Raw genomic sequence first — 11,882 nt, forward strand, 5'->3', positions numbered from 1 at the left:
AGGGCAGCCCTGCACCGACCATTCAAGGCGAACACTGGAGCGGTGCATTTTCTCATGGGCGGATTAAAAATGTTTTAGGGTGGCTTAAAGGCCGCATCAGAGGCTGAACATCGACGCGGTGAGCAGGAAATCCAGCCCCAGCACGGCCAGCGAAGCCACCACCACGGTGCGCGTGGTGGCGCGCGAAACGCCTTCGGGCGTGGGCTGGGCCTCAAATCCCTGGTGCAGGGCGACAAAGGTGACGGTCACGCCGAACACAAAGCTCTTGATGATGCCGTTGCCCACGTCGCGCCAGACGTCCACGCCGGACTGCATCTGGCTCCAGAAGGAGCCGGCGTCTATGCCGATCATGACCACGCCGACCAGCCAGCCGCCCATGATGCCGACGGCGCTGAACACCGCCGCCAGCAGGGGCATGGCAATGATGCCGCCCCAGAAACGCGGCGCCAGGATGCGGCGTATCGGGTCGACGGCCATCATTTCCATGGCAGACAGCTGTTCGCCGGCCTTCATCAGGCCGATTTCGGCGGTCAGGGCCGTGCCGGCGCGGCCGGCAAACAGCAGCGCCGTGACCACCGGCCCGAGTTCGCGCACCAGGCTGAGCGCCACCAGCAGGCCCAGCGCCTCGGCCGAACCGTAGCGCTGCAGCGTGTAGTAGCCCTGCAGGCCCAGCACAAAACCGACAAACAGGCCGGACACCGCGATGATGGCCAGCGAATAGTTGCCCAAAAAGAAGATCTGGTCGCGCACCAGGCCGAAGCGGGCCAGCGCCGGCCCGCTCAGGGCCACCAGCCGCGACATCAGCCGCGCGGCGTAGCCCATATCGGCCAGTTGCCTGCGCACCGCAAAACCGAGGTCGGACACCAGGCCGAGGGGACTGTAGCGGCTCATGCGCGCTCCTTTTGGGCCGCATCCGCGTTGCCGAAGTCGGCTTCCACACCCGGCCCGGGATAATGGAATTTCACGGGACCTTCGCTCTCGGCGTTGACGAACTGGTGCACCAGCGGATCGGTGGAGTGCCTGACCTCGTCGGGCGTTCCCTGCGCCGCGATGCCGCCGTTGGCCAGGATGATGACCTTGTCGGCGATGCGGAAGGTCTCTTCCAGGTCATGCGAGACCACAATGCTGGTGATGCCCAGGGTGTCGTTGAGCTGGCGTATCAGCTGCGCGGCGGTGCCCAGCGAGATCGGGTCCAGCCCCGAGAAGGGTTCGTCGTACATGATGAGTTCGGGGTCCAGCACGATGGCGCGCGCCAGCGCCACGCGCCTGGCCATGCCGCCGGAAATCTCGCTGGGCATCAGGTCGCGCGCGCCGCGCAGGCCCACGGCGTTGAGCTTCATCAGCACGATGTCGCGGATCAGGCGCTCATTCAGCGCGGTGTGCTCACGCAACGGGAAAGCCACGTTGTCGAACACGCTCAAATCAGTGAACAGCGCGCCGAACTGGAACAGCATGCCCATGCGCCGGCGGGCGAGATAAAGCTCTTCCTGCACCAGCTTGCCGACATCCTTGCCGTCAAACAGCACGGCGCCGCCAGTGGCCTTCTGCTGGCCGCCTATGAGCCGCAGCACGGTGGTCTTGCCGCCGCCCGAGGCGCCCATCAGCGCGGTGACCTTGCCGCGCGGCACGGTCAGGGTGACTTTGTCGAGGATGACGCGATCCCCGGCCGAACCCGGGTAGGAAAAGGTCACATCCTTGAATTCAACCAGTGATGAAGCGGAGATGTCGGCCATGGGCAAAAAGGAAAGCCGACGAAGGCGCCGGCGGTGCTAGGGGAATGCCCTAATGATACGGGGTTTGGCCCGAACCATCCCTGGAAGTAATACCCGCCGGTAATACCGTGGGGTCTACGCATCGTTCACCTCGCGGTGAAGGCGTCGCGCACCCAGGGTCTAGCCCGGGTTTGATCAACCGCCGGATATGGCGTTCAAAAGGCGTCAGCGAGGCAAATCGCTGTAACCCATCAAAAATTCGTCGACCGCGCGCGCGGCCTGGCGGCCTTCGCGAATCGCCCAGACCACCAGGCTCTGGCCGCGGCGGATATCACCGGCGGCGAACACCTTGGGCACGTTGGTGGCATATCCGCCGGTGAAGTCGGTGCTCGCCTTGGCGTTGCCGCGGTTGTCTTTTTCAATGCCGAAGGCCTCCAGCACGGAAGCCACCGGCGAGACAAAGCCCATGGCCAGCAGCACCAGGTCGGCCTTGAGGGTCTGCTCGGAACCGGGCACCTCGACCATCTTGCCGTCTTTCCATTCGACACGAACCGTCTTCAGGCCGGTGACCTTGCCTTTTTCGCCCATCAATTCCTTGGTGGAGATCGCGAATTCGCGCTCGCAGCCTTCCTCATGCGACGAAGAGGTGCGCAGCTTGATCGGCCAGTAAGGCCAGGTCATGGGGCGGTTTTCTTCTTCGGGTGGCTGGGGCATCAGCTCGAACTGGGTGACGCTGGCGGCGCCGTGGCGGTTGCTGGTGCCCACGCAGTCGGAGCCGGTGTCGCCGCCGCCGATCACGATGACGTGCTTGCCGTCGGCGCGCAACTGGCCCTTGACCTTGTCGCCGGCATTGACTTTGTTCTGCTGGGGCAGAAACTCCATCGCGAAGTGCACGCCGTCCAGGTCGCGGCCGGGCACGGGCAGGTCGCGCGACTGCTCGGCGCCGCCGGTCAGGATCACGGCGTCAAAATCTTTTTGCAGTTGCTCGGGACTGATGCTTTCTTTGGCCCAGTTGGTGACTTTGGAATCCTTGGGCAAGGCGCCGACCATCACGCCGGTGCGGAAGTTCACGCCTTCGGCCTTCATCTGCTCGACGCGGCGGTCGATGTGGACTTTTTCCATCTTGAAGTCGGGGATGCCGTAGCGCAGCAGGCCGCCGATGCGGTCGTTCTTCTCGAACAGGGTCACCTCGTGGCCGGCGCGCGCCAGCTGCTGGGCCGCGGCCATGCCGGCGGGGCCGGAGCCGACGACGGCGACTTTCTTGCCGGTCTTGTGTTTGGGCATCACCGGCTTGACCCAGCCTTCGGACCAGGCGCGGTCGATGATGGCGTGCTCAATCGACTTGATGCCGACGGCGTCGTCGTTCACGTTCAGCGTGCAGGCGGCCTCGCAGGGCGCCGGGCAGATGCGGCCGGTGAATTCGGGGAAGTTGTTGGTGCTGTGCAGCGTGTCGATGGCGTTTTTCCAGTCGGCGCGGAACACCATGTCGTTGAAGTCGGGAATGATGTTGTTGACCGGGCAGCCGTTGTTGCAAAACGGCGTACCGCAGTCCATGCAGCGCGCAGCCTGCTTGTTGGCCTGCGCGTCGTCCAGCCCGATGACGAACTCGCGGTAGTTCTTCAGGCGCTCAGGCACGGGCTTGTAGCCCTCCTCGATGCGCTCGTATTCCATGAAGCCGGTGATTTTTCCCATGATGAGGTCCTGTGCAATTCTTCTTTAAGCTTTTCCGGCTGCCGGCCCATCCATCATGGGCGCGGGCAGTTCCGGTTCAATGCAAGCGTGGGGCTTGGCCTACTTGGCGGCTACCGCTTCCTGGTTGGTGGCGACCTGCGCCCGGGTGGTCTCGGTAGACGCTTCCAGGCGGCGCTCCTTGCGTTCGATCAGGGCCCGCTTGTATTCGTTCGGGAAGACCTTGACGAACTTCAGGCGCGACTCGCTCCAGTTGTCCAGCAGTTCGCGCGCGCGCTTGCTGCCGGTCCAGCGATTGTGGTCCTGCAGCAGGCGCTTGAGCAGCTCCTCGTCGCTTTCGCCCGCGTGCCAGTCGGCCTTGTCATGGGTGTGCTGCTCGGCCGTGGTGACGATGCGGTCCATGGAGACCATGGAGGTGTTGCAGCGCGTGGCGAACAGGCCGTCCTCGTCGTACACATAGGCCACGCCGCCGCTCATGCCGGCGGCAAAGTTGCGGCCGGTCTTGCCCAGCACCGCGACGGTGCCGCCCGTCATGTATTCGCAGCCGTGGTCGCCCGTGCCTTCAACGACCGCCGTGGCGCCCGAAAGCCGTACGGCGAAACGCTCGCCGGCCACGCCGCTGAAGAAGGCTTCGCCGGTGGTCGCGCCGTAAAGCACGGTGTTGCCGACGATGGTGTTCTTCACCGCGTCGCCGCGGAAGTCGATGCTGGGGCGCACCACGATGCGGCCGCCGGACAGGCCCTTGCCGGTGTAGTCGTTGGCGTCACCGATCAGGTACATGGTGATGCCCTTGGCCAGGAAGGCGCCGAAGGACTGGCCGCCCGTGCCTTCCAGCTGGATGCGCAGGGTGTCGTCGGGCAGGCCCTGTGGGTGGTGGCGCGTCAGTTCGCCCGACAGCATGGCGCCGACGGTGCGGTTGACGTTGCGCGCCACTTCGATGAACTGGACTTTTTCGCCCTTTTCAATCGCGGCCCTGGATTTTTCGATCAGGCGCACGTCCAGCGCTTTTTCGAGCGCGTGGTCCTGCTCCATGACATGCAGGCGCGGCACGTCGGCCGGCACGTTGGGCTGGTAGAACAGGCGGCTGAAATCCAGGCCGCTGGCTTTCCAGTGCTCGATGCCTTTCTGCGTGTCGAGCAGGTCGGCGCGGCCGATCAGGTCGTCGAACTTGCGCACGCCGAGTTGCGCCATCAGCTGGCGCGCCTCTTCGGCGACGAAGAAGAAGTAGTTGACGACGTGCTCGGGCTTGCCGCTGAACTTCTGGCGCAGCACCGGGTCCTGCGTGGCCACGCCGACGGGGCAGGTGTTGAGGTGGCACTTGCGCATCATGATGCAGCCTTCGACCACCAGCGGCGCGGTGGCGAAACCGAACTCGTCGGCGCCCAGCAGCGCGCCGATGATGACGTCGCGGCCGGTTTTCATCTGGCCGTCGGCCTGCACGCGGATACGGCCGCGCAGTCGGTTGAGCACCAGGGTCTGCTGGGTTTCGGCGAGGCCGATTTCCCAGGGCGAGCCGGCATGCTTGATGGATGACCAGGGCGAGGCGCCCGTGCCGCCGTCATGGCCGGCGATCACCACGTGGTCGGACTTGGCCTTGGCCACGCCGGCCGCGATAGTGCCGACACCGACTTCGCTGACCAGCTTGACGCTGATGCTGGCGCGCGGGTTGACGTTTTTCAGGTCGTGGATCAGCTGGGCCAGGTCCTCGATCGAATAAATGTCGTGGTGCGGCGGCGGCGAGATCAAACCGACGCCGGGCACCGAGTAGCGCAGCTGGCCGATGTATTCGCTGACCTTGCCGCCGGGCAGCTGGCCGCCCTCGCCGGGCTTGGCGCCCTGCGCCATCTTGATCTGGATCTGGTCGGCCGACACCAGGTATTCGGCCGTGACGCCGAAACGCCCCGAGGCCACCTGCTTGATGCGCGAGCGCAGCGAGTCGCCGTCCTGCAGCGGCAGGTCGACCTCGACCTGTTTCGGGCCGATCACGCTTTTCAGCGTCTCACCCTTCTTGATCGGGATGCCCTTGAGCTCTTGCCGGTAACGGTTCGGGTCTTCACCGCCCTCGCCCGTGTTGCTCTTGCCGCCGATGCGGTTCATGGCCACGGCCAGCGTGGCATGGGCTTCGGTGCTGATGGAGCCCAGCGACATGGCGCCGGTGGCGAAACGCTTGACGATGTCCTTGGCCGGCTCGACCTCATCGATCGGAATGGCCTTGGAGGGGTCGATCTTGAACTCGAACAGGCCGCGCAAAGTCATGTGGCGGCGGTTCTGGTCGTTGATCAGCTGGGCGTATTCCTTGTAGGTGTTCCAGTTGTTTGACCGCGTGGAATGCTGCAGCTTGGCGATCGCATCGGGCGTCCACATGTGGTCTTCGCCGCGCACGCGCCAGGCGTATTCGCCGCCGGCATCCAGCATGTTGGCCAGCACCGGGTCGTCGCTGAAGGCGGCGCGGTGCATGCGCAGCGCTTCCTCGGCGATCTCGAACACGCCCATGCCTTCGACCTGGCTGGCAGTGCCGGTGAAGAACTTGGCCACGGCATCGCGGTTCAGGCCGATGGCCTCGAACAGCTGGGCGCCGCAGTAGCTCATATAAGTGGACACGCCCATCTTGGACATGATCTTGGACAGGCCCTTGCCGATGGCCTTGGTGTAGTTGTAGACGGCTTTCTCGGTGCTGAGATCGCCCGGCAGGCCCTTGGACAGCTCGGCCAGGGTTTCCATGGCGAGGTAAGGATGCACGGCTTCGGCACCGTAGCCGGCCAGCACGGCGAAGTGGTGCACTTCGCGGGCCGAGCCGGTCTCCACCACCAGGCCGGCCGTGGTGCGCAGGCCTTCCTTCACCAGGTGCTGATGAATCGCGGACAAGGCCAGCAGGGCCGGGATGGCGACCTGGGTGGCGCTGATGCCGCGGTCGCTGACGATCAGGATGTTCTTGCCGTCCTTGATCGCGTCAACCGCCTCGGCGCACAGCGACGCCAGTTTGGCCTCGACGCCTTCGTGGCCCCAGGCCAGCGGATAGGTGATGTCCAGGGTGTAGCTCTTGAACTTGCCCTGGGTGTGCGCCTCGATGTCGCGCAGCTTCTGCATGTCGGCGACGTTGAGCACGGGCTGGCTGACTTCCAGCCGCATCGGCGGGTTGACCTGGTTGATGTCCAGCAGGTTGGGCTTGGGACCGATGAAGGACACCAGCGACATCACGATGGCTTCACGGATCGGGTCGATGGGCGGGTTGGTCACCTGCGCGAACAGCTGCTTGAAGTAGTTGTACAGCGGCTTGTTCTTGTTGGACAGCACGGCCAGCGGGCTGTCGTTGCCCATGGAGCCGGTGGCTTCCTCGCCGTTCGCGGCCATGGGGGACATCAGGAACTTGATGTCTTCCTGGGTGTAACCGAAGGCCTGCTGCCTGTCGAGCAGCGGGATGTCGGAAACCGCGGGGGCGTTCACCGGAGCGGCCTTGGCGGCCTTGCCGGCCACGTCGTCCAGCTTGATGCGCAGGTTTTCGATCCACTGCTTGTAAGGCTTGCTGTGGGCCAGCGTGGCCTTGATTTCCTCGTCGTCGACCATGCGGCCCTGTTCCAGGTCGATCAGGAACATTTTGCCGGGCTGCAAGCGCCATTTGCGCACGATCTTGTGCTCGGGAACCGGCAGCACACCCGATTCGGAGGCCATGATGACCAGGTCGTCGTCGGTCACGCAGTAGCGCGAGGGGCGCAGGCCGTTGCGGTCCAGCGTGGCGCCGATCTGCCGGCCGTCGGTGAAGACGATGGAGGCCGGGCCGTCCCAGGGCTCCAGCATGGCGGCATGGTATTCATAGAAGGCCTTGCGGCGCTCATCCATGGTGGTGTGCTGTTCCCAGGGCTCGGGAATCATCATCATCACGGCCTGGCTGATGGGGTAGCCGGCCATGGTCAGCAGTTCCAGGCAGTTGTCGAAGGTGGCGGTGTCGGACTGGCTGGCAAAGCTGATCGGGTAGAGCTTTTGCAGGTCGGCGCCCAGCACCGGCGAGGACATCACGCCCTCGCGCGCCTTCATCCAGTTGTAGTTGCCCTTGACGGTGTTGATCTCGCCGTTGTGCGCGACGTAGCGGTAGGGGTGGGCCAGCGGCCACTCGGGGAAGGTGTTGGTGGAGAAGCGCTGATGCACCAGGCCGAGTGCCGACACGCAGCGCGTGTCGGTCAGGTCGCGGTAGTAAGTGCCCACCTGGTCGGCCAGCAGCAGGCCCTTGTAGACCACCGTACGGCTGGACATGCTGGGCACGTAATACTCTTTGCTGTGCGTCAGGCGCAGGTTCTGGATGGCGGCGCTGGCGGTCTTGCGAATGACGTAGAGCTTGCGTTCCAGTGCGTCCTGCACGATCACGTCGTTGCCGCGGCCGATGAAGATCTGCCGCAGGATGGGCTCTTTTTCGCGCACGGTGGGCGACATCGGCATGTCGCGGTTGACCGGCACGTCGCGCCAGCCCAGCAGCACCTGGCCTTCGGCCTTGACGGCGCGCTCGAGGGCCTGTTCGCAGGCCAGTCGTGACGCGTGCTCTTTCGGCAGGAAGACCATGCCGACGCCGTATTCGCCGGGTGGCGGCAGTTGAACGCCCTGCGTCGCCATTTCTTCGCGGTAGAGCGCGTCGGGCAGCTGGATCAGGATGCCGGCGCCGTCGCCCATGAGCTTGTCAGCGCCCACTGCGCCCCGGTGGTCGAGGTTTTCGAGGATTTTCAGGCCTTGCTGGACGATGGCATGGCTTTTGTGCCCCTTGATATGGGCCACGAAACCGACGCCGCAGGCATCGTGCTCGTTGGCTCCGGAGTACAAACCGTTTTCTTCAAAATGCTTGATTTCAGCAGCCGTGGTCATGGCAATTCCTCGTCGGTTGAGGATGGCGGCGATGCAGGAGTGGCCCCGAAAAAAGGCCGGCAACGCTTCCATCCGCAAGGTTCATAATTTTTCGCAGGGAATGGGAGCATAGTGCACTGCAACAACAATGCCAAGCACTTTAAATGGGGTCAGATACTTATTAAAGATCGATGAAATTAATCGGAATTTAATTGGGGACATATTAAATTGCGCCGCAGCAAGCCCCCCTGGAAGGTTTGCTCAGGAGGTCGGCACATCCTTTGGCCCCGCAGGCGGACGCCCTGCCTGGTTTCTGGTCACGCGGCGCTCAGTGCGCTTTTGCAGTTCCGCCAGAAAATCAGCCCCTCCGAGCGCCCAGCCGCTGAGGGCCGCGCGGGTCAGCACGTCCTGCTGCTCCAGTGTGATGCCGTCGCGCACCAGTTCGGCGTAAGCCGCCTCGCGGGCAAAAGGCGTGTTGCCCAGCGCCCAGACCAGCGGGTGCGGCGTCAGCAGGCTGTCGACCCGCAAGCCCGCGTAATGGCCGTGGCTGGACCAGGGATAGTCCCTGGCCTCGGCTACCAGCCCCGCGCGGACGGGGTTCAGGTCCATATAGGCCATGCAAGCCAGCAGGTAGCGCTCGGCCTCGATCACAGTGGCGCGGTAGCGCCCTTCCCACAGGGTGCCGGAGCGCCCCTGGCTGTCATTGAAGTAGCGCACATAACGCCGCCCCGCGGCCTGCATCATCTGCGGCAGGCCCTCCGCCGTGCTGGGCGTAGCCAGCAGGTGGAGATGGTTGTCCATCAGCACATAGGCGTGCAGGGCAACGCCGGATTTGCGGGCGCTTTCGCCCAGCAGCGCCAGCAGCATCTGGTGGTCGGCGGCGGACGCAAAAATGGCCTGCCGGTTATTGCCCCGCTGGATGATGTGGTGGGGGTAGCCGGGAAGGGTCAGACGCGGGAGACGGGCCATGGAATGCAATGCCTGGAGTTTGCACCATGATATTGGAACCCGACCCCGATTTCAGCCTCTCCCGGGGAGGCCCCGAGAAAGCGGCCGCTGCGCTTAGCGGACGACCTTGCCGTCGGGAGTGATGGTGACCAGGTCGATGGCGCGCACCGATTCGTATTTCTTCGGGCGCAGGTTCACGCGAAAGCCGCCCACATCGTAGTCCGTCATCGATTCAAAGGCTTTTTGCAGACCGGCCCGGTCGGGCTTGCCGCTGCCCGCCGCGCTGCGGCGCACGCCTTCAGCGAAGGTGCGAGCTGCGATGTAGCCTTCCACACTTTCATAGCTGGGGGTCTGGTCGGTCTGGTTCAGTACATCAAGGTATTCCTTGATGATGGGCGTGCCGGTGCTGCGCGGCGAAGGCACGACCTGCGAAATCACGACACCGCCGATTTCCTTGCCGAGGGCGCTGAACAGCGGATCGATACCCACCACGGAAAAATTCAGGAACTGCCCGCCGTAGCCGGCCTGGCGCATCTTGCGGATGAAGGCAGCCGATGAATTGAACAGGCTGACCTGGATGACGGCCTGGGGCTGTGCCTTCATCAGCAACGCCACGGCCGCGTCGACCTTGTCGCTGTTGACCGGTGACAAGGCGCTGCCGACGATGGCCGGCCGCTTCAGGTCGACCAAGGCCTGGTTGACGGCTGCCAGGCCGCCGCGCCCCATGGCATCGTCTTCGGCAAACACCGCGATGCGGTCCTGGTTCAGCGTGGCGCAATGGCGCGCGATTTTGTAGGCCTCGTCGGCCAACGCGGGACGCACATGGAAAATGTTGACGAGCGCAGGATCGTGCAGCGCGTCGGACGCGGCAAAGGGCGCGAAAAACAGCGTGCCCGAGGCCTTGGCCGCGGCAAAGGCGGCGTCGCAGCTGGCGGTGCCGGTGAAGCCGAAGAGCGCGTCCACGCCCTCGTCGATCAGCTGCTTGGCATTGGCGGCGGCCTTGGCCGGGGTGTAGCCGTCGTCCAGGGCTTTGACTTCGATCTTGTGGCCGCCCGCGCCGTTCTTGGCGTTGATCGCGTCGAAATAAATTTTGGCGCCATTCAGGTAGGCCAGGCCGATCTGGTCGGCGGCGCCGGTGAGCGGCACGGATTGACCGACGACGATTTTTCGCGCGGTCTTGCTTTGCGCCCACAGCGCGGGACTTGCCACCACAGCGCCTGCCGACACACCACTGAGAATTAACTGACGCCGATTGAAGCCCATGACAACACCTTTTGAGAGACGGAGATAGCCAAAGCAGGTTTGATGCCTGCATTGCAGCATGCGCTTACTGTTCCAAAGAAATGTCACAAATTGTGCGCAGACCCTAAGCGTAATCCGTGTGAGGCCGAAAAGACAGCGGGGGAAATGCCGACACGTCATAAGCCTATGCGCCGTCATAAACCTTGATGACAGCTATTGATTGTGTGGACCGGCGTTAATGCCCCGGCGTGCGCAAACCCGTCAAGCGCTGCAGCTGCAGCGCCAGGACCAGTCCCAGCGCGGAGCTGGCCGCGGTCACCCAGCCCGTCCATTGCCAGCCCCCTGCTGTCGCGGCCACCCAGGCCACCAGCGGAGGACCCGCGAACTGGCCCAGTGCCGACCATTGCTGCATCCAGCCCACCGTGGTGGACACCGTGTCCGCACCGGGCGCCAGCCGGACGGCCAGGCTGAACAGGGTGGCCGGGATCAAGCCGCCGACCATGGAGAAACCCAGGATGGCCGCGTATTGCAGCGCGGGCGGCACGCCCGAAAAAGCCAGCAAGGCGCCGCCCCCCATCGCCAGGAAGCCTGCGCCCAGCAACACCAGCGGCGGCAGGCCGCGGCCCAGCAGCCGCCCGGCGGCGACGTTGCCGACGATGTTGACGGCGGCCGCGAGCGCCGTCAGCGGCCCGGCCCAGTTGGCGGCCACACCGGCCTGCGCATAGATGGACGGCAGGAAACCGACCACCGCAAGCCATTGCCCCGAATACGCCGCAAAAGCCACGGCCATGAGCCAGGCGGCGCGCGAACGCAAGGTCGCCGCGATGAGCTGGCCGTTGCGGGGCCGGCCGGCCGCCGGGACCGCCCCGGGCGGCTCCGCCGGCACCCGCCATGCGAGCACCAGGGCCAGCATCGCCGCCAGCGCGGCCAGCAGCCACCACAGGAGGCGCCAGCCCCACTGCGGGCCGCCCCAAGCAATGAGATAGGGCCCGGCCAGCAAGGCCAGCGAAGCGCCCAGCGGCATGTAAGCGCCCCACATGCCGAGCATGCCGTTGAGTTTTTCCTCCGGTACGAGGCGGCGCACCAGGGCCGGCGCCGGCAGCACCACCCACAAGAATCCCAGGCCCTCCAGGACGCGCGTCGCCAGCAGGCCATGGACGCCGGGCGCCATGGCCCCCAGGGCACTGGCCGAGGCCAGCACCCAGAGGCCGGCCACCATGCTGCGCTTGAGCCCGGCGCGCTGCACAGCCAGCCCGGTCACCAGGCCCAGCGCCATGCCGGCCAGTTGCACCAGCGACAACAGAAAGCCGGCCTGCAGCAGCGAGACGCCCAGCACCTGGCCCAGCACGGGCAAGGCCGGCGGCAGTTTGCCCACATGCAGCGCGGCCACCACGCCGGCCGCGATCACGCACCAGGCGGCTCGCATGCTGGCAGCGGTATCCGGCTTGATGTCAGTCACGCGGG

At 65.0% G+C, this 11,882-nt stretch carries 7 protein-coding genes; all 7 read right to left on the reverse strand.

What is annotated here, in order from left to right; translation table 11 throughout:
- Positions 1-96 precede the first annotated feature (96 nt).
- A complete protein-coding gene (gene mlaE, locus ACSQ27_RS21310) occupies positions 97-891 on the reverse strand; it encodes a lipid asymmetry maintenance ABC transporter permease subunit MlaE (RefSeq protein ID WP_436157487.1) in 795 nt (264 codons plus the stop codon).
- On the reverse strand, positions 888-1,733 hold the full coding sequence (locus ACSQ27_RS21315) for an ABC transporter ATP-binding protein (RefSeq protein WP_436157488.1): 846 nt from the start codon (positions 1,731-1,733) through the stop codon (positions 888-890). The genes mlaE and ACSQ27_RS21315 overlap by 4 nt, the downstream gene beginning before the upstream one ends.
- 204 nt (positions 1,734-1,937) lie before the next feature.
- The gene (locus tag ACSQ27_RS21320; RefSeq protein ID WP_436157489.1) at positions 1,938-3,404 is read right to left on the reverse strand and encodes a glutamate synthase subunit beta; all 1,467 of its coding nucleotides are present in this window, start codon (positions 3,402-3,404) and stop codon (positions 1,938-1,940) included.
- Positions 3,405-3,503: 99 nt separating this feature from the next.
- Entirely contained in the window at positions 3,504-8,249 is a 4,746-nt protein-coding gene (locus tag ACSQ27_RS21325; RefSeq protein ID WP_436157490.1) for a glutamate synthase-related protein, read from the reverse strand.
- 240 nt (positions 8,250-8,489) lie between these two features.
- Positions 8,490-9,197: a transposase gene (locus ACSQ27_RS21330; protein WP_436157491.1), complete on the reverse strand. Its 708-nt coding sequence runs from the start codon at positions 9,195-9,197 to the stop codon at positions 8,490-8,492.
- Positions 9,198-9,290: 93 nt separating this feature from the next.
- Positions 9,291-10,439: an ABC transporter substrate-binding protein gene (locus tag ACSQ27_RS21335; RefSeq protein WP_436157492.1), complete on the reverse strand. Its 1,149-nt coding sequence runs from the start codon at positions 10,437-10,439 to the stop codon at positions 9,291-9,293.
- A 214-nt stretch (positions 10,440-10,653) separates the two neighbouring features.
- A complete protein-coding gene (locus tag ACSQ27_RS21340; RefSeq protein WP_436157493.1) occupies positions 10,654-11,877 on the reverse strand; it encodes an MFS transporter in 1,224 nt (407 codons plus the stop codon).
- Positions 11,878-11,882 lie beyond the last annotated feature (5 nt).

Source organism: Polaromonas sp. LjRoot131 (assembly GCF_964252805.1).
GTDB lineage: Bacteria > Pseudomonadota > Gammaproteobacteria > Burkholderiales > Burkholderiaceae_C > Polaromonas.